The 21,077-nt window shown below is 48.8% G+C and carries 24 protein-coding genes; 13 read left to right on the forward strand and 11 right to left on the reverse strand.

Annotated features, from left to right (window positions below; translation table 11 throughout):
- Positions 1–194: pentapeptide repeat-containing protein (locus QQ055_RS10905; protein WP_432806002.1), on the forward strand; the 194-nt coding region annotated here is incomplete at its 5' end.
- Between the two features lie 266 nt (positions 195–460).
- On the opposite strand, the gene nusB is transcribed toward QQ055_RS10905, so the two are convergent.
- From nusB to hpsJ-B, 4 genes are all read right to left on the reverse strand, one after another.
- Positions 461–1,087 carry a transcription antitermination factor NusB gene (gene nusB / locus QQ055_RS06320; RefSeq protein ID WP_069969501.1) on the reverse strand — a complete coding sequence of 209 codons (627 nt, stop codon included), beginning with the start codon at positions 1,085–1,087 and terminating at the stop codon, positions 461–463.
- 72 nt (positions 1,088–1,159) lie between these two features.
- Positions 1,160–1,894 (reverse strand): DUF502 domain-containing protein, encoded by a 735-nt coding sequence (locus QQ055_RS06325; RefSeq protein WP_069969502.1) that lies wholly within the window; start codon positions 1,892–1,894, stop codon positions 1,160–1,162.
- A gap of 371 nt (positions 1,895–2,265) precedes the next feature.
- Positions 2,266–3,144: a glycosyltransferase family 2 protein gene (locus QQ055_RS06330; protein WP_283359935.1), complete on the reverse strand. Its 879-nt coding sequence runs from the start codon at positions 3,142–3,144 to the stop codon at positions 2,266–2,268.
- Positions 3,145–3,244: 100 nt separating this feature from the next.
- Complete coding sequence (gene hpsJ-B, locus QQ055_RS06335; RefSeq protein ID WP_283359936.1) at positions 3,245–4,075, reverse strand: hormogonium polysaccharide biosynthesis protein HpsJ; 831 nt, start codon at positions 4,073–4,075, stop codon at positions 3,245–3,247.
- 417 nt (positions 4,076–4,492) lie between these two features.
- Here hpsJ-B and QQ055_RS06340 point away from each other — a divergent pair, with 417 nt between their 5' ends.
- Complete coding sequence (locus tag QQ055_RS06340) at positions 4,493–5,131, forward strand: tetratricopeptide repeat protein (RefSeq protein ID WP_284475853.1); 639 nt, start codon at positions 4,493–4,495, stop codon at positions 5,129–5,131.
- Between the two features lie 3 nt (positions 5,132–5,134).
- Here the strand turns inward: QQ055_RS06340 and QQ055_RS06345 are convergent, their stop codons facing one another.
- Together QQ055_RS06345 and QQ055_RS06350 are read right to left on the reverse strand one after the other, a co-directional pair.
- Positions 5,135–5,815, reverse strand: a complete 681-nt coding sequence (locus QQ055_RS06345; RefSeq protein WP_284475852.1) for a TIGR04283 family arsenosugar biosynthesis glycosyltransferase — start codon at positions 5,813–5,815, stop codon at positions 5,135–5,137.
- Positions 5,816–5,876: 61 nt separating this feature from the next.
- On the reverse strand, positions 5,877–6,476 hold the full coding sequence (locus tag QQ055_RS06350; RefSeq protein WP_284475851.1) for a TIGR04282 family arsenosugar biosynthesis glycosyltransferase: 600 nt from the start codon (positions 6,474–6,476) through the stop codon (positions 5,877–5,879).
- A gap of 201 nt (positions 6,477–6,677) precedes the next feature.
- On the opposite strand from QQ055_RS06350, the gene pgl reads away from it, so the two are divergent.
- The 4 genes from pgl to QQ055_RS06370 all read left to right on the forward strand — a co-directional run bounded on the left by pgl (position 6,678) and on the right by QQ055_RS06370 (position 9,522).
- Entirely contained in the window at positions 6,678–7,394 is a 717-nt protein-coding gene (pgl, locus tag QQ055_RS06355) for a 6-phosphogluconolactonase (protein WP_284475850.1), read from the forward strand.
- Between the two features lie 93 nt (positions 7,395–7,487).
- On the forward strand, positions 7,488–8,210 hold the full coding sequence (locus tag QQ055_RS06360; RefSeq protein ID WP_069969509.1) for a double zinc ribbon and FHA domain-containing protein: 723 nt from the start codon (positions 7,488–7,490) through the stop codon (positions 8,208–8,210).
- 140 nt (positions 8,211–8,350) lie between these two features.
- On the forward strand, positions 8,351–8,872 hold the full coding sequence (locus tag QQ055_RS06365) for an FHA domain-containing protein (protein WP_283359941.1): 522 nt from the start codon (positions 8,351–8,353) through the stop codon (positions 8,870–8,872).
- Between the two features lie 203 nt (positions 8,873–9,075).
- Positions 9,076–9,522: an FHA domain-containing protein gene (locus tag QQ055_RS06370; protein ID WP_283359942.1), complete on the forward strand. Its 447-nt coding sequence runs from the start codon at positions 9,076–9,078 to the stop codon at positions 9,520–9,522.
- Between the two features lie 25 nt (positions 9,523–9,547).
- Here the strand turns inward: QQ055_RS06370 and miaB are convergent, their stop codons facing one another.
- The 3 genes from miaB to QQ055_RS06385 form a co-directional block, all read right to left on the reverse strand.
- The gene (gene miaB / locus QQ055_RS06375; protein WP_284475849.1) at positions 9,548–10,930 is read right to left on the reverse strand and encodes a tRNA (N6-isopentenyl adenosine(37)-C2)-methylthiotransferase MiaB; all 1,383 of its coding nucleotides are present in this window, start codon (positions 10,928–10,930) and stop codon (positions 9,548–9,550) included.
- 70 nt (positions 10,931–11,000) lie between these two features.
- Positions 11,001–11,642, reverse strand: coding sequence for a Uma2 family endonuclease (locus QQ055_RS06380; RefSeq protein WP_284475848.1), 642 nt, complete (start codon positions 11,640–11,642; stop codon positions 11,001–11,003).
- A 63-nt stretch (positions 11,643–11,705) separates the two neighbouring features.
- On the reverse strand, positions 11,706–13,142 hold the full coding sequence (locus QQ055_RS06385) for a carotenoid oxygenase family protein (protein ID WP_284475847.1): 1,437 nt from the start codon (positions 13,140–13,142) through the stop codon (positions 11,706–11,708).
- On the opposite strand from QQ055_RS06385, the gene QQ055_RS06390 reads away from it, so the two are divergent.
- From QQ055_RS06390 to QQ055_RS06410, 5 genes are all read left to right on the forward strand, one after another.
- A complete protein-coding gene (locus QQ055_RS06390; protein WP_284475846.1) occupies positions 13,141–13,296 on the forward strand; it encodes a hypothetical protein in 156 nt (51 codons plus the stop codon). The two genes, QQ055_RS06385 and QQ055_RS06390, sit on opposite strands and share 2 nt — an antisense overlap.
- A gap of 85 nt (positions 13,297–13,381) precedes the next feature.
- Complete coding sequence (locus tag QQ055_RS06395; RefSeq protein WP_286004396.1) at positions 13,382–13,744, forward strand: hypothetical protein; 363 nt, start codon at positions 13,382–13,384, stop codon at positions 13,742–13,744.
- Positions 13,638–14,156, forward strand: a complete 519-nt coding sequence (locus QQ055_RS06400) for a DUF8692 domain-containing protein (RefSeq protein WP_490722105.1) — start codon at positions 13,638–13,640, stop codon at positions 14,154–14,156. The genes QQ055_RS06395 and QQ055_RS06400 overlap by 107 nt, the downstream gene beginning before the upstream one ends.
- A 163-nt stretch (positions 14,157–14,319) precedes the next feature.
- Positions 14,320–15,198, forward strand: a complete 879-nt coding sequence (locus tag QQ055_RS06405; protein ID WP_069969514.1) for a mechanosensitive ion channel family protein — start codon at positions 14,320–14,322, stop codon at positions 15,196–15,198.
- 115 nt (positions 15,199–15,313) lie between these two features.
- A complete protein-coding gene (locus QQ055_RS06410; protein WP_069969515.1) occupies positions 15,314–15,502 on the forward strand; it encodes a CsbD family protein in 189 nt (62 codons plus the stop codon).
- 68 nt (positions 15,503–15,570) lie between these two features.
- On the opposite strand, the gene rpe is transcribed toward QQ055_RS06410, so the two are convergent.
- Positions 15,571–16,278 (reverse strand): ribulose-phosphate 3-epimerase, encoded by a 708-nt coding sequence (gene rpe, locus QQ055_RS06415; protein WP_284475844.1) that lies wholly within the window; start codon positions 16,276–16,278, stop codon positions 15,571–15,573.
- Positions 16,279–16,400: 122 nt separating this feature from the next.
- Between rpe and QQ055_RS06420 the strand changes: the two genes are divergently transcribed.
- Together QQ055_RS06420 and QQ055_RS06425 are read left to right on the forward strand one after the other, a co-directional pair.
- Positions 16,401–18,032: a S8 family serine peptidase gene (locus tag QQ055_RS06420; protein ID WP_284475843.1), complete on the forward strand. Its 1,632-nt coding sequence runs from the start codon at positions 16,401–16,403 to the stop codon at positions 18,030–18,032.
- Between the two features lie 229 nt (positions 18,033–18,261).
- Positions 18,262–19,539: a serpin family protein gene (locus QQ055_RS06425; protein WP_284475842.1), complete on the forward strand. Its 1,278-nt coding sequence runs from the start codon at positions 18,262–18,264 to the stop codon at positions 19,537–19,539.
- Here the strand turns inward: QQ055_RS06425 and QQ055_RS06430 are convergent.
- Positions 19,529–20,929, reverse strand: a complete 1,401-nt coding sequence (locus QQ055_RS06430) for an MFS transporter (RefSeq protein WP_284475841.1) — start codon at positions 20,927–20,929, stop codon at positions 19,529–19,531. The two genes, QQ055_RS06425 and QQ055_RS06430, sit on opposite strands and share 11 nt — an antisense overlap.
- Between the last annotated feature and the right edge of the window lie 148 nt (positions 20,930–21,077).

A 21,077-nucleotide genomic window follows, 5' to 3' on the forward strand; every position in this document is an offset into this window, starting at 1 on the left:
ACTTCTGGAGTTGCTGCTTCCGGAGTTGCCACTTCAGGTTCGCTAACTTCTGGAGTTGCTACTTCAGGTTCGCTAACTTCGGGTTCGCTAACTTCTGGAGTTGCTGCTTCCGGTTCGCTAACTTCGGGTGGTTCGGCGACCGGAACAGCTTGTTGAGTCTGAATATTCTGATAAGCTGCTTTTGCCCAAGCTAAATAGTCCATCGCAGTCTCATCCGAGGTAGACTGTTCTGTCTCCTGCTCGGCGTCTGATGGAGATTCAACTGAAGTTGCTTCTTGTTCTTCTATCTGTTGTTCTTCGGCAGATTCTTCAGAGCGATTAAACTGGCGACGGAACCAATTAAAAACCATTGGAATTTTTCGCTTGAGCTTTCAGATTCAAATTGTATCGGGTTAGGGGAAATTCTGCTGTCCGTTAGGCAATGACTTCGGACACCGACTGCGAGGATAGCTGAGGGGAACTAGACCAAATTGGATTTCAGCAGATTGGAAACTCGACGCAGAACCCCATTGATAAAGCGATATTCTTCGTTACCGCTATAGCGTTTAGCCAGTTCAATGGCTTGGTTGATCGCCACTTTTTCATCAATGCCTACGTAAAGCATTTCCACCACTGCAATTCTCAGGATATCGCGGTCGATTCTGGCAATCCGATCGAGTTGCCAGTTCACAAGCGATTGTTTGAGGATATTGTCTACTTCAGTGCGATTTGCATGAACCAGTTTGGTGAGTTCTAGGGCGTACTCATAAACTTCTTGTTGGTTGCTAGAGAGGTAGACTAACTCTGGAATCTCCATTGCACTGCCAACGCGGTTAATTGCGAGTTGAGCCAGTTCAATCGATTCTTTGAGCATTGCCCTAGCGCTCGGTACGCTGTTGGCGATCGTTTCGCTATCGAGTAGGCGATCGCTACTGCGTTGCAATTCTGCCGCCGCTGTTTCGAGTGCTTCTGAGGCTTCAGTTCTCAGGGTTCGCACGGCCGCCAGCATTAAGTCTTGCAATTGTTGAGTTTCAAGTTTTTCTGGCGTAGTAGGCAACTGGCTAAGACTGAGTAGAGCCAGTTCGCGAGCAATTTGGCGGGGTAGCATGATGGTCGATCGGAGTCTGAGATCGTCTAATTTTAGCGCATTCTCCGATGCTTTTAGAAAAGGGCGGCGGCTTCAGGAGGTGGGTTCTTCTTCTTCAACTTGCAGGCGTTGCAGGGGTTGAGGTTCGAGTAAGGTTTCCAGTTTGCGATCGCTCTTAGAGTTGCGAGGCAGAGAAACCAAGCTATCGGGGCTAACAATTCCCCCAGAAACAATCACCTTAAAGGCATCTTCCACCGAGATTGATAAATTAATCACTTCATTTTCCGGGACGATCGCGTACCATCCGGTGGTAGGGTTAGGCGTCGAGGGAACGAACAGGCTAATCATGGGGGCGCAAAAATGGTTCTTAAATTCGCTGGTCAGGCTGCCTGTCACAAATGCGATCGCCCAAATGCCTTTACGGGGATATTCCACCAAGACAACCCGACGAAATTTATCGTTAGAGTCTTTTAAAAGGGTTTCTAGGAGTTGTTTAAGCGTTTTATAGATCGATCCGGCTAAGGGAATGGCTTGCAAAAAGCGTTCGCCCACCTCCAGCAACCACCGCCCCGCAATATTACGAGCCATTAGACCAATGATCAAGATACTCAGGAGGGGAACGGCAAGTCCGACAAGCAGGTTCAGCACGTTAACCAGGATGGGATGCAAGCCATCAAAGGGGTTAATTTGCTTGGGAATGCGGGTTAGGAAGTTAACAACCCAGATCGCGATGGTGATGGTGAGCCAGATCGTGGTTGCCAGGGGAATCACCACCAAAAGACCCGCAATTAGATCGTTCTTCAAGTCTTGCTTAAAGCGTTGGAGCACGAGTTTGCTTTTTCTCCTATGAACGAGCGAGAGCCGAAAGCACGCTTGTCAATCAAACGACTGAATGGGTTAAGCGTCGATCGGGTGACATCCTCCGGGTGAATCGGGTTGCCGATTCCCTAAAAAGGGAATTAGCCTCTTCTATTACTATTTGTAAAGGTTGTGAAGAATTGTTTCAAGTAATCATTGCAAAACCAGCCCTCATTTGCCAGTTTAAATAGATTCCTGGCTCTGTGGCTATCTTAGGACAATTGGGATCGCGAAAACAGCAGATTGGCCGGTCTTTCAGGAAAATCTGGAATTCCTGGCCTTTCTACTGGGTTGACTTACAAAGCTTCTTTCTCTCCCTAGGAGAAGGGAGCCAATCAAGATTACTGGCTGAGGGGGATTTCTGGACTCGGAGCGATCGCTCCTTGGGGTTCTGCAACCGGAGTAACGGGTAGATACTTCATTTCCCACACCTTCAGGACAATGAGGTATTCATAAAACGCCTGCAACGTACACCACGCCAAGCCGGGACGACCGTCAAGGCACCCCCCCAGAAACAGATACATATACACAAAGCGAATCAAAGGTCTAAAGGGGAGCCGTTGGGAAAGGTCTTTAAGAGCGCGGCGACGTTCAACTTCGGTTTTACCGAAAAATAAATCTTGCCAGTCCACCGAACCGTTTTCTAACTGGCGTAGCGTTTCGGTTGCTTCATCGGTGGAGTAACGATTGTGCTTTTCAATCCAACGGCTCAACCCTTTGCTACAGGTATAGTGCGGGTAAGTCTCTTTAAGAAAACCGACCGCCCCCTCATAAACCTCGCGTTCGGTATGGCCGTAGTCGCTAAACCAAACCCGATCGGGTCGCAACAGGCGCATCTGATAGCGGGGATACTGGGTACTATGGCGAATCCAGCGATTCATAAACATGACCCGTTCGGCCACGTAGTAACCTACATAGTCTTGGCTTTCGATCGCTTGCAGACACTCAGCGAACAATTCTGGGGTCATGCGTTCGTCTGCTTCTAGGATGTAAATCCATTCGTGTTTGGCTGGAACTTCCTTGAGCATCCAAGTCCGCTGGCGACCGTGGCTTTCAAACTGATGTTGCACAACGCGGATGGGATAGCGACTGGCGATCTCGACGGTGCGATCGCGACTATAGGAATCCACGACAATGACATCATCCGAGAGTGAGGCGGATTCAATGCAAGCTGCAATATCAATCTCTTCGTTATAGGTGAGGATATAAATCGAGAACATGCCAAGCTGTAGGTGTAAAGAGAATATCAACAGACTGACGCACCCTACCCCCCATCTGTTGGGGGGAAGCCAATCGTCCTAAACTGCAACTTCCAAGCGCCTAGGGGCGAGATTTGCGCCGTCCCGTGCGAGGACGCCCTCCCATACCGCCAGAAATTCCCGTCCAACCAATACCCACGAAGCCAACCGCTAGTAATAAGCTGCTCAGACCTCGCGAAATGGATTTGACGGTTCTAATTTGGGCTTGTTCTTCCGCCTCGCGTCTGCCCGTGCGAATCCGCGCTAAGGCTCTTTCGGGTAACGCCTGAGTTTGTTGGGTGACAAATTGATCGAGCGCCGCCGGGTTGCTTCTAAATTCTTGAAGTAAGTTGGCTTGTTCAGGAGCAACTTGACCGCTACTGAGGAGTTGATTGAGTTGTTCGTCGTTTCTCAGGAGTTCGTTGACTTGGGTCTTAAACTGGCTTTCCTGACGTTCGAGTTCGGCTTGAAACTCAGGGCGTCCGATCTCGGCTTGCAGTTGAGTTTCGGCGCGGGTTGCTTCTTGTTCGATCCGGGTTAAGGCGAGATTGCGATCGCGGATTGTATCAATCGTATGCAGGGGGGTGACAATTAAGTACGTAACCCCTAAAATCCAGGCCAGAACCAGAGAAACGCCTCTCAGAAAACTTTGGCCCGAAGAGGTAGAACTCGAATCGGCTGGATCGCTACTCAGCCAAAGTCCAGCGAGCAGCAAGGCCGTTCCGACGAGGGGAATCACGCCTCGGTCGATCAACTGGCTTGTAAAACTCAGCCGCCACTGAACGTTGGTGAGGTTCGGCGGAAACAGTAATGTCAGAGCATCCAATAAAAAGGATGCAATCATGACAATACCGACCAGTTGGAGCGCTCTGGCTGCGAGGTTGGAAATGGTGCCGCTATTGGTTGCTTTCATGAGAGATTGAGAGACTAATGAGGGATATTTTGTCCTATATGAGTTGGCTTGTCCGGTTGCCCCTCACCAGGGACGGAAACATTTTAAACAAGGGTAGGGACTAAGGGGATTACACAGCACCAGAGCGGAAGTCACTCGATGAAGGCAAAGACTGAGTTCGCACGCTCAAGCTGTGTAATGGCTTAAGTTTTGTTGAGTTTTCATCAGTAAAATACTGGTTTTTCCAGCTTTATCTGACTTTTAGCTCTTTCGATCCTTATGCTACACCATAACAAATCGTCGCCGTCAAACTTTCCAATAAGTTACAAGTAGCTACATTAGAGTTTTAGCAAAGCGGTAAGTTTTCGGACAAGATTTGTACGGCTTAGATTGTTTGTCCTAGGTAAGATTAATTTTTCTAAACTTTAAGGAACAACCATGCACCCCCACAAAAACTTCACACTCCAAGTGCAACTTGGCTTAGGCGTCGCAGGTGTCTTAACCTTGATGAGCCTGACCCCTAGTTTAACGCCTCGCTCAGTAGCCTTCGAGCCATCTCAGATCCAACAACCCACCCTAAATCAGCTACAACAAGCAGAGGCTCTGAATAACCAGGGAGTCGAGTTAGCAAATCAAGGAGAGTATGCAGCGGCAATTCGCCTGTTTAATCAAGCAATTGCCATTTATCCTCACTATGAAAAGGCTTACTCAAATTTGGGAATTGCCTTGGGCAGTCAAGGACAATTAACAGAAGCGATCGCCGCTTTTAATGAAGCTTTAAAGATCGATCCGAATAATTGGGAAACTTATAACAATCTGGGGATTGCTTGGGGAATGCAAGAGGAAATCCCCAACGCGATCGCCGCTTTTGAGCGAGCGATTCAAATTAACCCCGGCGAACCGATTTCTTATCGCAATTTAGGCATCGCTTATGTTAAGCAACGGCAACTCCCCAGGGCGATCGCGATCTTAGAACAAGCCCAAGAGCTTTACCAAGACCAAAATAACGCCTCGGAGGTGGATCAAATTGAGCAAGTGCTTGCCCGCCTGCGCCAAGCTATCAAAGCTTCAGAATAAAGATTAACGCTGGCGGCGATACCATTGGGCAATCCGTTCGGGTTGAACTCCCCCCAGATAAGCGGCGATCGCCCCTTGGTTGACGATCGTCGTTTTCCACACCCCCAAAGCCTGCCAGCGACGCGCTGAAGTTAAGACTGGGGTTGGCACAATGGCAATGTGTCCTTGGCGTCTGAGGCGGCGAATGAACTCAAAATCTTCCATAAACGCTTGCTGGGGGAAGCCGCCCAACTGTTCAAACACTGCCGCCTTAAGGAACAAAGCCTGATCGCCATAGGGCAATTGCAAAAGACGCGATCGCGCATTCACCCCCTTTTCAATCCAACGCAACAGCCAGCTTGGATCGTCAATGGCTAAAGTAAACGCCCCAGCGAGGGTACCCGGTTGAGCCAAAGCTTGGATCGCCAAGGAATCGAACCCCGCTGGTAAGCGCGTATCGGCGTGGAGAAACACCAAAATATCCCCAGAGGCGATCGCCGCCCCAGCATTCATCTGATGGGCGCGTCCTTTGGGGGCTGAGATCGCTTTGAGATCGAGGGTTTGCAAATACTCCCAGGTGCCATCTTGACTGCCGCCATCCACCACAATAATTTCTATAGGGCGATCGCTATTCAGTTGCGCCAGGGTTTGGGCGATCGTTTTTACCTCATTCACAACCGGAATAATTACCGAAACAGAAGTCATAGGAATGCTAAATCTAAGCCAAAAATCCTCTAATTGCCTGCCGCGCAGAGAGAAGGCCCTTTTACTGGAGTAACCCTAAATCTTCAGGACGATCGATATCGGCTAACTCAGGCAAACTTGCCCTACTCAAATTGAGACGTTGAGCGATCGCCGCCGTCTGTTCAAAAACGCGCGAGGTTCCCCAATCAATACCAACCAGTAACTCTGGGTAGAGACGCTGCAACCCAATTAGATAATAACCCCCATCTTTTGCAGGCCCCAATACCAAATCGTGCTGCTGCAACTGCTCAAACGCTTGAGCGAGAACCGATACCTCCAAATGCGGGCAATCAGTCCCCGCGATCGCCACTCGCTCCATCCCGGCTTCAAAGCTGCGTTGAAAAGCTTGGCTCATTCTGACTCCCAAATCTCCCGTTCCCTGCACGCAGTAGGTGAGATCGCCTCCTAACCATTGTTGCATCTGAGTGAGACTGCCCCCGGTGAAACAAACCTCTAGGGAAATGGGCAAGATTGCCGAGAGCGATTTTGCCTGAGCCAGCATTTGCTCTGCGAGTTGGCGGTGAAGTTGAGCGGCTCCTAACGCTCCCAAAGCGGGAATCAGGCGAGTTTTGGTTTTACCCGGTTCGGGAAACCGCGTGAAAATAATTAGATGTTGGCTCACAAGCGGGCAAGTTAAACTGTGACAGAGTTTTGTGAGTGGGAAGATTAAACCCCAATCGGTTAGGCAATCTTAGCAGGTTCTTCTGGCTCAAACCTGAATCCATGCTTAGGGAAGACCCAGAAAAGCCTGAGTTAGGGAGATAATCAGGCTGCCAACTCGCTAAATGACTCAAAACCCTACAGATTAAGGCTGAGGACAAGTATGCAAAAGTTTGTAGAAGTTTTACCCGATCGACAGGCAATTGTAGAGCGATCGCTCTTTTTACTGGTGGAGAAAATTCAACGGACGGTTGCCGAACGCGGACAATTTACCCTAGCGCTCGCTGGCGGCAGTACCCCTAAACCGCTCTACGAGGCAATGGCGACTCAAGAGTTGCCCTGGGATAAGATTCATATTTTTTGGGGTGATGAGCGTTACGTCGCACCGGACGAGCCAGAGAGCAACCAGAGAATGGCGCGTTTGGCTTGGCTCGATCGGGTGCCGATTCCAGCGAGCAATATTCATCCGATGCCAACGGGTGCTGGAGATGCCGCAGCAGATGCCGAGCGCCATGAGGCGGAGTTACGCGCCTTCTTTCAACTGGGTGCCGGAGAATTTCCCCGTTTGGATGCGATCTTGCTGGGAATTGGCGATGATGCTCATACGGCCTCGTTGTTTCCCCAAACCGCCGCCCTACAGGTTCGCGATCGCCTCATTACAGTCGGGCAAAAGGACGAGCAACCGCGTTTAACCTTTACCGTCCCTCTGATTAATCAGGCAGAGTGCGTTATGTTTTTAGTGACGGGTGCCAATAAACAAGATGCGATCGCGCAAATTTTTGCACCAGAAGCCGACGCCTTTACCTATCCGGCGCGTTTCATTCAACCCCAAGGTGAATTATGGTGGTTGTTCGATGAAGCAGCAGGTGCAAATTTGTAAAAATTCTTGTGAATGTTAAGGAAGCGTCACACCCCCTGAAAGCTTCTGAGAAATTTTTGGTTTGAATGATGCTGTTTGCCTGTTGATGTTCCTATGATTGTTTGTCCGAATTGCAATCACCAAAATCCTGATAGCGCTCAAATTTGCGAGGCGTGCTACACGCCTTTACCTGCGATGACGGCTTGCCCCAATTGTGGCGCAACAATTCAGTCTGACGCTCTATTTTGCGGTCAATGCGGCACGCACCTCAAGCCGAGTGAATCCGGTTCGGTGCAGGTGGCGTCTCAGTCAGAGGCGAGCGTACCCGAAGTCCCCGAATTAGTCCCCCCCGATCCGCTCGTTGAACCCGAACCGCTAGTGGAAACCAGCGCTTTGCTCTCGGAAGTGGAAGTTCCCTCCCCTCCGCCTTTGCCGAAACAAAGTTCCTCTCCCGCAGTCCAACCCCCGCCTTTACCCGTTGCGGTTTCTTCCCAAACCCAACTTCAGCAGCAAATCGCGCAATTGCTGCATGTGAGAAGTTCTCAGGCGATTGAATTACCCTCTCATCTGTCGGTGATTCATGTGGGCAAACCTAACGATCGCATTCCCCCGGATATTGATGTGTCGGGATTTCCTGACTCCGATGTCGTGTCTCGCGTCCATGCCGATATTCGAGTTGAAGGCGATAGCTATTATATTGAAGATGTAGGCAGTGCCAATGGGACTTATATCAACAATGTACCGCTAGCAATGGGAAATCGACATCGGCTGCGCCCAGGCGATCGCATCGCCCTCGGTAAAAACGACCTCGTAACGTTTATTTTTCAAATTGCCTAAACCTAGCTGAAGGCAGGTGTTGGAAAGCTTTTTTAGCCGTTGTGTGGGGCTTCTCACATGCACGCAAACTCCAACACCCTAAGATATACTGTAGCAGCCATACTCCTGCTTTTTCTTACACAGAATTCAACGCTGCCAATGTGATTACCCTGACTCTTTTACATCCTCTTCAGGATATTCCCGTTCAAAGCTGGACGTTTGATGATGAACCCGTGATTCGGATTGGACGCGCAACTGATAATCATGTGGTTCTTTACAGCGCAGTGGTTTCTCGCCATCACGTTGAGGTTCGGCGTAATGAGGTGACATGGGATGTGCTGAATTTAGGGTCGAATGGGACGTATCTTGATGGAAAACGAGTGAATCAAACACCGATTATTGATGGTGCCGTGATTCGCCTTGCTCGTTCGGGTCCAAAAATCCAAATTCGGATTGATTCAGCACCTTTATCGGAGAAACAAAGGGCTTATTTAGAAAAAGAGCGATCGCTAACCCCGTCTGGAAGCGAACCCTCGAAAGATACGCTCCTGATTGAGAAAAATCGGGAGGCGCAAAAACAGGCTTCGGTACCACCCAATTCCAATAGGCCTGCAACCTCAGTTTCACCTCCAGAAGACGAGGGGCCCTCAACTCGACCGGATCTCAATCCTTCTGAATCTTAATGAGATTGGCCGGTTTTCCGGCTTCCCGGCTGCTTTTGTGGCGATCGCTCCAACAGTAGTCTAGGATTAAAACTGAAATCTCGCGTGCGTCTAAACTCTAACCGCTTATCTGTCTGGCTTCGCTCGCTCTCGACAGAGAGTGATAGTCTTAGAGAGCGAACTTTTGTGCATTGACTCACTTCCTTTAACTACCTTCTCAGGTAATGTCAGCGATTACGATATCTCTGCTCCATCCTACCCAAGCTATCCCGGTTCAAAGCTGGTCATTTGAACCTGAATCGGTCATTCGGATTGGTCGATCGAATAGTAACGACGTGGTTGTTTACAGCGCGGTGGTTTCCCGACACCATATTGAATTGCAAAATAATGGTTCGGGTTGGGAAATTATCAGTTTTGGCTCGAATGGCACCTATATTAACAATGAGTTAATTTCCCGCAAGCCCGTTGAGGATGGGATGGTGGTTCGCTTGGGCAATTCTGGCCCCAAACTGCAAATTCGCCTAGGGGCCGATCCCAAAGCGCGACTCAGAAGAGCCGGAGAAGCGCGATCGCTATCGCCTTCAGAAGAGGCTTCTAAACAAACCTTTCTCACCGAACGCAAAAGCAAAAAGCCTGAAGAAACCCCCAATACCGATTTAGACCTCAACTAGGGGATCTCCAGACTTTCAGTTGGCTTCAGGAAGCACCCACGCCGACTAAAGGTTTGGCTGGGCTTCCCTCAAACAAACGCTCTCCGGTTAAGCTAAAAGCGCGAACTTCGGTAATTTGAACCGGGACGATCTGACCTTTGAGTTCTTTAATCTCGCCCGCAAAGAATGTGAGGCGATTTCCCCGCGTTCTACCCATCACTTGGGTAGGATCTTTCGGGTTCGCATCCTCAACCAATACCTCTTCAATCCGGTTGAGATAGCGCTGCGATCGCTCTGCGGCCTTAATCGATACCAGATGGTTGAGCCGTTGCAGGCGATCGGCTTTGACTTCCTCGCTTAACTGATTTTCCCATAAGGCGGCAGGCGTCCCCGGTCGGGGAGAATAAGCCGCCGTATTCAACTGGTCAAAACCAATCTCTTCTACCAGTTTCAGCGTATTCTCAAACTGTTCTTCCGTCTCGCCGGGGAAACCCACGATCGCATCGGCGCTAATCGCTGCATCGGGCATATACTCGCGAATTTTATCAATAATCCGGCGATACTTTTCAGGGGTATAGCCCCGCGCCATCGCCTTCAGGACTTGATTGTCGCCCGATTGGAAGGGAATGTGGAAATGCTCGCAAACCTTGGGTAACTCCGCGCAGGCTTTAATCAGGCGTTCGGTGAAATAGCGCGGATGGGAAGTTGCAAAGCGGAGGCGTTCCACCCCTGGCACATCATGGACAAAATAGAGCAGATCCGTAAAGGTGTGTAAATGGCGTCCTTCCGGCGTTACCCCTGGTAAATCGCGACCGTAAGCATCAATATTTTGCCCTAAGAGGGTGATTTCTTTATACCCCTGCTGTCCGAGTTCGATCATTTCTGTACGGATAGCTTCTGGGGTACGCGACTGTTCCACCCCCCGCACGCTGGGGACAACGCAATAGGTACAGCGTTCGTTACAGCCATAAATGACGTTAACCCAAGCTGTGACTTTGCTATCGCGGCGCGGCTTGGTGATATCTTCCATAATGTGAATGGGTTCAGTTGCCACCACTTGAGCGCCATTAAAGACTTCTTCGAGTAAGTCTTGCAGGCGGTTGGCGTGTTGGGGGCCCATGACTAAATCGAGTTCGGGAACCCTCCGCAGTAGAGATTCGCCTTCCTGTTGCGCCACGCAACCCGCTACAACGAGCGTTAAATCGGGTTCGTGCTGCTTGCGCTTGGCTTGTCTGCCGAGATAAGAGTAAACCTTTTGTTCGGCATTATCCCGAATCGTACAAGTATTGTAGAGAATTAAACCCGCCTGATTCGGGTCTTCGACAAATTCAAAGCCCATCTCCTCTAGGATACCCGCCATCCGCTCGGAGTCGGCTTTGTTCATCTGGCAGCCAAAAGTTGTAATGTGATATTTGCGTTTGGTGGTCATAAGGAGAAAAGCAGCAAGTTATTCAACCGTTCGCGTAGCATCGAACTTTTATTGTAGTTTCTGTTGCGTCTTACGGGCGCGATCGCCTCAACTGCTGGCGGAGTTCTCGTAGCGCTGCACCTGTTCCGCGAATTGATGCTACTTGCAGCACTTGCTCTATTAATCCAGATAAGTCTACGTTCGGAAAATAGCGGCTAACAGACTGCTGTTGGTAGGCTTCTCCTGAGAAGCCATAAATTTTTAAGCCGTTATTTTTGAGTAACCAAACTTCAGGAACGCGATAGGGTGCATAATCTTCCGCCGCCGTGTAGGTAGTGACATCAATTTCAATCACTAAATCGGGAGGCGGATCGACTTGCCAATTCAGGCGGTCTTTACCTACAGCCGCTTGCCAGTTATCAATATAAAAACAGTAGTCGGGTTCAATCCCTCCTTCTTCAGGAATTTCCATTGTAATTGGCGTAAAGGCTTCGTAATCGCGAGTTTCGCTGTCCAGTAGAATTTCAACAATTCTCGCGAGTAAATGGGCTTCGCGTCCATGTTTAGGTAAGGGACTCATCAGTAGAAGTTCACCCAGACGAAATTTCAGGCGAGGGAGAGGGCGATCGCCCCGACTTTGGCGCAACGTACAATAATCTTGCCAAGTTCCCGGCATTCGCACCACGGTTCCGGCGGGAAGTTGAATTTTGTCGCGGGAAATTACGGCGTACATAGAGCCTCCGTGGGGGTGAATCTGTCTTTACTCCGTTTTAGCCTATGGCGAATTCCGGATACTTTAAGCCGGTTTCCAGGTTCCGTGAAAGCCCATTGGGATAACGCTAGGTAAACCAAGTTTACAGATGGGTTCTTCATGGAGGCGATCGCACTGATAAATCCACACTTCGCTTTCATGGGTACCGCCATCATAAACCACGGTTAAAATCCAACCCCCTTCAGGGTTATTGGCATCTACGACATGAATCGGTTCTGTAGGATAGCGATTTTCTCCCAAGTCGGCCACTGTTAGCGTATCCTGCTGGTGGTCGTAGAGTGCGATCGCGCCCAGCAAATCTTCCCCTAACTTTTGTCCCGGACGATAGCAAGACAGATAGGTATAGCGCGAATCTTCTCCAACAAATTGATTGGGAACGAGGGGAAACTCGCAATGTTGGTCAATTAAGAGTTGAATTTGTTTAACTTTCGCCGTTTGGGGGTCAAGTTGTACGCGCCACAACTCTCCCTTGGCGGTTGTCTGCGTTTTGCCCGTTGCTACTTCTTTGAGGTATTGGTTGGTGCTATAAAAATCGGCATAGCGGACAAAATCAATGGCAATTGTCCCCTGGGGTTCAACAAACCCATTGCTAAAATGCCATTGAAACCAGGCTTCTGTTGTCGCCCGACTCACTAAGGTCAAGCTTTGGCGGTCGATAACTAAAATATCGGTTCCTAGACTGGGTTTCCATTCCAACGCATCGGAGAAACTTGTTAAACCCAAAGCCGCCGGTAGCAGGTTTAGACGAACGGGTGGAATAAAAAAGATGAGATACGCACCCGCCATCACAAAATCGTGAATGAGGGGGACACCCTTGAGGGGAATCTGATTGTGTTGCAGGATTTTCCCGGTGGCGTCGCTGCGATAGAGGTAGAGTTGGGCATTTAACCCGGCTTTAACCCCAAAATTAAAAATATCGCCGGTGGCTGGATCGACTTTGGGATGGGCAGAATAGGCAAAATCGGACTGAAGTTGCCCTAAGTCATCGAGTCCTAGCGTTTCTAAGGTTTGCAAATCTAAGGCGTGGGGTTGGCCGCCTTCCCAGAGGGTTAGGAGTTTGTTGGGTAGCGCTAAAACTGAGGTGTTGGCAGCGTTTTTGACGGGTTTTCCCCAACGTTCCCACAGGAGTCCAGGGGCACTCATGCCATAGTTGGGAAACAGAAAGCGATTTTGGGCGGCTTCTTGCTGGTAAGCCTGAGTTTGCACGTAGCGATAAGTCCCCGTTGCGCCGTTGTCGGTGAAATGAACGGCTAAAACGGCCCCATCTCCATCAAACCAATGTCCCACCCGTTGACCTCCCCGTTGCAACCGTCCGGGACCGTTGCGGTATAGGGTGCCGCGCAACCCTTGGGGAATATGACCTGAAAGGAGGGGTAAGGGGGTTAAGCCAAATTCTGTAGCGGGTTGGGCGAGGGCATTTCCCCAAGTGGGGCGGGTAATCGCTTGAGTTTGAACGTCCATGAAGTTTCCGATCGCAATTTCTAAACCTGTTGAGGTTTCTACATCTATCTTTGCAAGTTTGGCGGAAATGGGGGCGATCGCAACTGAATTTGCCCTAATTTCTATCTTTGGAGTGAAGGTTATTCCTCCATTAAAAAGGTTAACTCTTAGTTAACGAGACATTAAATGTACTCGCTTGGTCATCTTTTGGAGTCTTTCCGAAGGATGAATTAAAGAAAACTGCATCGGTCGATCCTGTCGTGAAAAGCTCTCCCAATGTCAAACAATCCCCGACTTCCTCTAGCGAACGCGCTTCTGTAGAGATTCGTCTCTCGCCTGAAAGAATAGTGCGTTTTTTAGGTTGGGTTGTTGTGGGTCTAGCGGCTGCTCATTTTCTGGGACAATTTTCTAAGCATGTCTTGGGTTATGGCAGTCTTAAGGGGATGATTCCTCTATTCGATCTAGATTTGGAATTTAATATTCCGTCTCTCTACTCAGGGTTATCGCTCATCGGGTGTGCAATGTTACTTGGAGCGATCGCTACTCCTGAAAAAACAAAAACGCGATCGCTATTTGCGCCATTGGCAAGGATTATCCTTGATTTTTCTGTTAATGGGCGTTGATGAAATTATTGAATTGCACGAGCGAACCATTAAACCTCTCCGCAATGCCTTGAACGCTACGGGTATTTTTTATTTCACCTGGGTGATTTTAGGATTTGCGCTTGTGGTGCTATTGGCGATCGCCTATCGTAAGTTTACGCTTTCGCTTCCCCCTAAAACCCGCAATCGCTTTATTCTGGCGGCAAGTTTATTCTTGTTAGGAACCTTGGGAATTGAACTGATTGGCGGATATTACGCTTACATTTACGGTAAGGAGAACCTCATCTACTCGTTATGGGTAGCGCTTGAGGAAGGATTGGAGATGGGGGGAATTTTAGTGTTTATCTCTGCGCTCTTAGCCTATTTGCGATCGCTCTCCGATAGTATTACGATTCACTTTGAGCGATCGCTGTCCGCTCCAACCAACAATTGACTGACAAAACTGCTGAACGCCTTATGCTGTGTGGCTGTTGTTGGGTTTCGTACCTTACCTAACCTACATGGCTACCCTTTTAGCAGTCAACCAGGCTATAGATACAGCCGAGAAACCCTTAGTGCTATTCTAACGAAGGGAAAATTTGCCTGTTATAGATTTTATGGATGATTCCTTGATCCGCCAAATCCAAGCGAGCTTACTAGACTTACTCGATTTTACAATTAAAGCACTTCCCGCAATCATTCTGGCGATTATCCTGGTGTTTGTCACCAGTTGGGCAGCAAAACTGGTTCGCCAAATTGTCTCTAATGTCAGCAATCGCACGGTCAAAAATCAATCGTTGCGATCGCTCATGGTTCAATTGAGTTATGTGGGTGCTTGGGTTGTTGGGATTCTGATCGCTTCTGTAGTGGCATTTCCCGACCTGCGACTCGGCGATATCATTGGACTATTGGGGTTAGGTTCCGTTGCTATTGGTTTTGCATTCCAAGACATCTTTAAGAACTTTCTGGCAGGTATTCTCCTGCTGTTGCAAGAACCCTTCCGCATCGGCGATCAAATCGTGGTAGAAGGATATGAGGGAACGGTAGAAGAAATTGCCATTCGTTCTACCCAAATCCGCACCTATCAAGGGGAATTGGTGGTTGTTCCCAATGCGATCGTTTTTACCAACCCCGTACAGGTTCTAACTGCTAAACCCTATCGTCGTACCGATTTAGAAATTGGTTTAGATTACAATACACCCTTACAGGAAGCCGTCGATACTTTATTTACTGCGGTGAGTCGGGTTGAAGGAGTTGTGAACGAACCGCCCCCAGAAATTGATATTGTGGCATTTGGCGATAGTTCTATTGATTTTGTCGTGCGCTATTGGACGCTTCCCCAAAAACTGCACGTTCGCCACATTCGCACTCAAGTCATTATTGCCCTGAAACGAGCTTGCGATCGCGAAAACTTCAATATTCCCTATCCCATTCGCACCCTATATTACTTCGACCAAGAAAAGTACAGCGATTATTTACCTCCCGGCGAGCGATAAGCTGTCTTGAGACAGAGGTAGAATCACTCCTGGGATGGGTATGGGTAAACGGTGTTTTTTGACAAGATAGAGACAAGTCAAACATCCGTTTATCTAAACTTGGAGATTCAAAGTTATGAGTATTGAAAACAGAGCAGAAGCAACCGCTAAAAATATTGAAGGTAAGCTTCAAGAAGCTGTAGGCGAAGTCACCGGAAATCGCCGCGACCAAGCCGAAGGCAAAATCAAGCAAGCAGAAGCTCAAGCTCTGCATACCAAAGAAAATATCAAAGACTCCATTAAAGACGAAATCGATCGCGCTTAATCCATCATTGATTAACGAAACGGGCGGCTATACACTAGTCGCCCGTTTTTGTTTAAAGCACCTTCGGACTAAACAGTCGCCAGTTGAGGTTCGGGACGCTTGCTGTTGCGAATTCCGGTAATCGCTTCTGCGTAATCTTTGGCTTTGAAGACCGCAGAACCAGCAACAATGGCATTAGCCCCTGCTTCTAGAACTTGCCAGGTATTATTGCCTTTCAGACCGCCATCCACCTCAATCCAGGGGTCTAAACCGCGTTCGTCACACATTTGACGCAGCTTGCGGATTTTGGGAACCACCGCCGGAATAAAGCTTTGACCGCCAAATCCGGGGTTAACGCTCATAATTAAAATCAGATCGCACACCTCTAGCACGTATTCAATCAGGTCTAGAGGCGTTGAAGGATTCAGCACAACTCCCGCTTGTTTGCCCAGTTCGCGAATTTGGCAAAGCGTCCGGTGCAGGTGAGGGGAAGCGTTATGCTCGGCGTGAACTGAAATGATATCCGCCCCAGCTTTGGCAAAGTCTTCAACGTATTTTTCCGGCTCGACAATCATCAGGTGAACGTCTAGCGGCTTTTGGGTGACAGGACGAATGGCTTCAACGATTAATGGACCAATCGTGATATTCGGAACAAACCGACCATCCATGACATCAACGTGAATCCAATCTGCTCCAGCTCGATCGACCGCTTGAATTTCTTCTCCGAGGCGGCTAAAGTCGGCAGATAGAATAGATGGGGCAACGACAATGGGTTTCTGAGATTTCGTTTCGGTCATGGCAGTCGGTATTCTCCTGGTCTGATGTCTTGCTGTGTCCAGTTTAACAAAATCTTCAGTATTACCAACTGCGATCGCGCCTCAATGTTCCACTGTTCGCTCGTGTATAGGGAGGAGCTACATTGGCTCAACTAAAGACCTTCAAAAAATTAGCGGGATTTGCCTTTGGTTTAGGGGCTTCCCTCGTGGCAATTCCCGTCTTCGCTACAGAGACTTCCCTTGGGGAAAACGGAATTAACGCCTTGCGCCTTCACGAAGCCCCTTATAATTTAATCGGCCGTAAAATTGCGATTGGTCAAATTGAGATTGGTCGCCCCGGACTGTTCGGGTTAGATAAGGCGGTGGCTCGCAATCCTGCGATCGCGCCGTTTAAAGTGTTCTTTCGCAATACCATTGCTAAAAATAACGCTAACGTCGATCTGCACGCTCAACAAGTCGCAGGCGTGATGATTAGCTCCGATAAAGCCTATCCCGGCGTTGCACCAGGGGCGCGGTTACACTCTGCCGCCATTGGCACCCTACGGCGCAGCGGTCAGCCGGAAGAATGTCTTTCCGCCCAACACTTGGCGCAGCAAAATGGCGGCGACTTGAGAGCGATTAATTTTAGCTTCGGGGAATCTTTGCGCCAAGATCCGCGTCCCAACGCCTTATTAGATGGAAATGCCCTGTTAACCCAATGCATTGATTGGTCGGCGCGGGTGCATAATGTGCTTTACGTGATTGCAGGCAACCAAGGTAAAGGCGGCATTTCGATTCCCACCGATAATTACAATGGCATCAACGTGGCATTTACCCGCCTGGAAAATGGCAGCTTTTCTAAAACCGATTTTGCCAATTTAGGCGATCCCGCCGCCGGGACGCCGGGACGCATTGCCGGTTATGAAAGTAATGTCGGGCCTCGTCGGTCTATTGGTTTAGTCGCACCGGGCAGTAAAATTTCTTTGGTCAATCTGGATGGGACGATTGGACGGGCAAGCGGTACGAGTTTTGCGGCCCCCCATGTCACGGCGACGGTGGCGTTACTTCAAGAATACGGCGATGGAGAAATTCAGCGATCGCTCTCATCTGTTCCCAATACGACTCTCCCCAACTGGACGTTAGATGCTCGCCGTCACGAAGTCATGAAGGCGGTGATGTTTAACTCTGCCGATAAGTTGAAAGACCGTGGTAATGGTCTAAATTTGGGCATGACGCGCGATATTTTCGATCAAAGCCATCGGACTTGGTTAGCGTCTGAAGCCTTCTACGACCGCAAAATCCCCTTGGATATTCAACTGGGGGCCGGACAATTGAATGCATATCGCGCTTATCAGCAATTTAGTGCGGGTCAATGGCAACCCGGTAGTGCTATTCCTGCCAAGGGTTGGGATTACAATAGGGTTTCGGTTGGCGATCGCCCCTATCAAGACTATATTCTCGAACGTCCCTTGCAAGCGGGGAGTATGCTGAGTGCGACTTTGGTCTGGAACCGCCATGTTGAGCTAAATGATGCCAATCAAAATGACGAATACGATTTGGGGGAAACTTTTACAGATCGGGGTTTAAATAACCTCGATCTCTACCTGATGCCCGCAGACTCCAACAATATTCAAGATAATATTTGGTCTTCGGTCAGCGAGGTAGACAGTACGGAGCATATCTTCCAGCGCATTCCCGAAACAGGACGCTACAAAATTCGCGTTTATTTCCACCAACAGGCAAACGAACCCACTCAAGATTATGCGATCGCTTGGTGGTCAGTTCCAGTGCAATAAACTGAATTTGGCACTCTTTTCTCGCTTTTTGTCTATCTGCTTAACGTTACGGTTTCAGTAACCAGACCGCGCTTTAAAAAGGGTTATGGCATCTTAGAACAGAGAGTTATTCTCAGTTTTAATGTTGCAAGATGCGGAGCTAGGATAATGCCCGTTTGGTTTAACTCCATTTGAGGCCCTATCTTGAACATTAAGCTCTAAAAAGTGACTGAACGATAAAGGTCAATCCATGAAGATTCAACTGATGAGGAGTAGCGCGATCGCTGCTTTGGTGATGCTGGGGTTACTAGGAAGCGTGGGGTTAGATTATTTAGACTTAGGAATGGCTCAATCTCAGCCGATTTATTCTCAACAAACGCCCATGAATTCAATTCCTACAGTTGACGAACGTCTGATAACAGCAAATACTCAATTTGGTTTTAATCTGTTTTCGCAACTGAGCCAGCAAGAAGGAGAAAAAAATATCTTTATTTCGCCTTCTAGTATTGCGATCGCGCTTTCTATGGCTTACAACGGGGCAACAGGAGATACGCAACAGGCAATGGCTCAGGCGCTAGAGATTCAAGGTCTTTCTTTATCTGAGGTGAACCAAGCCTACGCCGATTTTAAGACTGTTCTAGAAAATGCCGATCCTCAAGTTCAATTGCAAATTGCCAATTCATTGTGGGCGAGACAAGACATTACCTTCGATCCGCAATTTCTTCAGAATAATCGTCAATTTTATCGAGCGCAAGTGACAAACTTAGATTTTCAAGACCCAGCCGCGACTCAAACTATTAATAATTGGGTAAAAGAAAACACCAACGGCAAAATCAACCAAATTGTCGATCGCTTGCGACCGGATGATGTTTTGTTTCTGATTAATGCCATTTACTTTAAGGGAAATTGGACAACACAGTTTGACAAAGCACAGACCACTAATCAACCCTTTTATGTGAGTAATACGCAAACAAAAACCGTGCCGTTAATGTCACAGCGCGGCAATTATCGTTATTTAGAAACCGATAACTTTCAAGCAATTAGCCTGCCCTATTCTAACGGTCGCTGGAGCTTGTACGTCTTTTTACCCAAACCGGATCGCAATCTTGCTCAATTCCAACAACAACTGAATGCCGAAAACTGGGATACCTGGATGGCTCAATTTAGAAGACGGGAGGGTTCGATTCAGCTTCCCCGCTTCAAAATGGAATATAGCACCAACCTAGAACAAACATTGAGCGCATTAGGGATGGGGGTGGCTTTTAGCCGACAAGCCGAGTTTACCCAAATGACGACCGAACCCGTTTACATTGACCAGGTGAAGCATAAAACCTTTGTAGAAGTGAACGAAGAAGGAACAGAAGCCGCCGCAGTGACCTCCATTGGAATTCGCACCACTTCAGCACAAATGCCGACAGAACCCTTCCAAATGGTGGTCGATCGACCGTTCTTCTGTGCGATCCGCGATAATCAAACGGGTAGCCTGTTATTTTTGGGTTCAATCGTCGATCCGGCGCTCAATCGTTAGGATGGGTAAGGGAGGTGGAGAAGCTTTCCCGTTGGAGTTGATACAGCCACAGGGTACTCAGTGCAGCAATGCAAGTGGCGAGTCCGAAGCAAGCACTATAGCCAAACCGCAGGGCAAAAAATCCACTTCCCAAACTACCGACAGCCGTCGCAACGCCGATACTCGCATTATAAAAGCCAATCGCGAGTCCTTCTTGGCTTTTAGGGGCAAGACGAGCGATCGCAGTCGTTCCCGATACGCTAATTGCAGCCCAAGTCACCCCATTAAACAGTTGCACAAGACCCACAATCAAGAGGTTGCTGGAATGGGGTGGAGTCAGCGCCAGCAAGGTAAAAATCCCAAACAAGCCGCAACGCGCAGCCGTGGCTTGAATTTGCAAGCGCCAACCGGAATGCTGTTGGATATAGCGACCGATGGGAACATAAAACCAGGTTTCTAGAGAAGCTTTGCTTAAGGCGATCGCAAAAATTTGAGCATTCGTCACTTGCAAGCGTTCGGTCAGGAAAATGGGTAGGGGAACGAAAATCAGATTAAATGAGATAAACAAAAACAGCGAACACAAGCAATAGCGACCTAAGCGGGTTTCTAGGAAGGCTATTCCTGGAAGCGTTTTCCAACGGGGACGTTCTGGTAATGCTTCGCGAAACGTTGCTTTCAGTAGATCGGGGTGCCAGACAAAATATAATAGGCGGGCTGGATAAAAGGTTGCCCGTTTTTCAATCACAGCTACCGTGAGACGACCGAGGAGTTGAGGGCTAAACCGGCGACGAGGCTGATGATGGTGCGGTTCTTTGACCCATCCCCAGCACAACAGCACGCTGAGGAAGGTAATGGTTCCGGCGAACAGCACCAGACGGCGCAAGGCCGTTTCTGGATCGACTAGGGAAGATCGACCCGTTAGCCACACAATACCCAGCACCAGACTGGCTACAAAACTCCAGCCGCTCATTTGATAAAATCGCCCGAAATATCCCGACCACTCTTGTTCGGGAAAACTATCCACCACTAAAGCTGAACTGGCTGGAGTAATGCTGGTCATGAAAAACCCGTTCAGCGTGCTGTATAAGATCGCCTGCGGCAAGGTTTCGGCAAAACTGAGTAGGCTGGTACAGAAACCAAACCCTAAAAAGCCTAAAATCAAGAAAGGACGGCGTACCCTTAAGCGATCGGATAAGTTGCCCCAAAAAATAAACCCTACAACCCCGACTAAGGCGGTTAAAGCGTGAATGCGGGCAACATCACCAACTGTTCCGCCTACCCCCTGAACGATGAGTAAAGGTAGGGTGACAATCAGTAGGCTTTCGCCGAGTTTAAAGGGGATAAAAGCAAAAAACCACAACGGTAATGACGGGTTCACCCATTGAGGTTTGCCGGAAAAACCAAAATGCATTCTCTCAGTTGACGATCTTGAACGCGATCGCGCTGTGATTAACGTTCTTTCTCTTGGCTATGATGACGCTTAAATCTTTGAGTGGGTTCTGTCTTTATGAATAAGCAGCTAATCTTCTTGAGAAATTAACGGAGCGCTTAAGATAGGG

It is taken from the genome of Geitlerinema calcuttense NRMC-F 0142 (assembly GCF_030285425.1).

Bases quoted from the DNA above. Each gene is read 5' to 3' on its own strand.
- nusB (WP_069969501.1), bottom strand. From the start codon at position 1,087: ATGCTACCCCGCCAAATTGCTCGCGAACTGGCTCTACTCAGTCTTAGC.
- QQ055_RS06330 (WP_283359935.1), bottom strand. From the start codon at position 3,144: ATGTTCTCGATTTATATCCTCACCTATAACGAAGAGATTGATATTGCA.
- hpsJ-B (WP_283359936.1), bottom strand. From the start codon at position 4,075: ATGAAAGCAACCAATAGCGGCACCATTTCCAACCTCGCAGCCAGAGCG.
- QQ055_RS06340 (WP_284475853.1), top strand. From the start codon at position 4,493: ATGCACCCCCACAAAAACTTCACACTCCAAGTGCAACTTGGCTTAGGC.
- QQ055_RS06345 (WP_284475852.1), bottom strand. From the start codon at position 5,815: ATGACTTCTGTTTCGGTAATTATTCCGGTTGTGAATGAGGTAAAAACG.
- pgl (WP_284475850.1), top strand. From the start codon at position 6,678: ATGCAAAAGTTTGTAGAAGTTTTACCCGATCGACAGGCAATTGTAGAG.
- QQ055_RS06360 (WP_069969509.1), top strand. From the start codon at position 7,488: ATGATTGTTTGTCCGAATTGCAATCACCAAAATCCTGATAGCGCTCAA.
- QQ055_RS06370 (WP_283359942.1), top strand. From the start codon at position 9,076: ATGTCAGCGATTACGATATCTCTGCTCCATCCTACCCAAGCTATCCCG.
- miaB (WP_284475849.1), bottom strand. From the start codon at position 10,930: ATGACCACCAAACGCAAATATCACATTACAACTTTTGGCTGCCAGATG.
- QQ055_RS06380 (WP_284475848.1), bottom strand. From the start codon at position 11,642: ATGTACGCCGTAATTTCCCGCGACAAAATTCAACTTCCCGCCGGAACC.
- QQ055_RS06390 (WP_284475846.1), top strand. From the start codon at position 13,141: ATGAAGTTTCCGATCGCAATTTCTAAACCTGTTGAGGTTTCTACATCT.
- QQ055_RS06385 (WP_284475847.1), bottom strand. From the start codon at position 13,142: ATGGACGTTCAAACTCAAGCGATTACCCGCCCCACTTGGGGAAATGCC.
- QQ055_RS06405 (WP_069969514.1), top strand. From the start codon at position 14,320: ATGGATGATTCCTTGATCCGCCAAATCCAAGCGAGCTTACTAGACTTA.
- QQ055_RS06410 (WP_069969515.1), top strand. From the start codon at position 15,314: ATGAGTATTGAAAACAGAGCAGAAGCAACCGCTAAAAATATTGAAGGT.
- rpe (WP_284475844.1), bottom strand. From the start codon at position 16,278: ATGACCGAAACGAAATCTCAGAAACCCATTGTCGTTGCCCCATCTATT.
- QQ055_RS06425 (WP_284475842.1), top strand. From the start codon at position 18,262: ATGAAGATTCAACTGATGAGGAGTAGCGCGATCGCTGCTTTGGTGATG.
- QQ055_RS06430 (WP_284475841.1), bottom strand. From the start codon at position 20,929: ATGCATTTTGGTTTTTCCGGCAAACCTCAATGGGTGAACCCGTCATTA.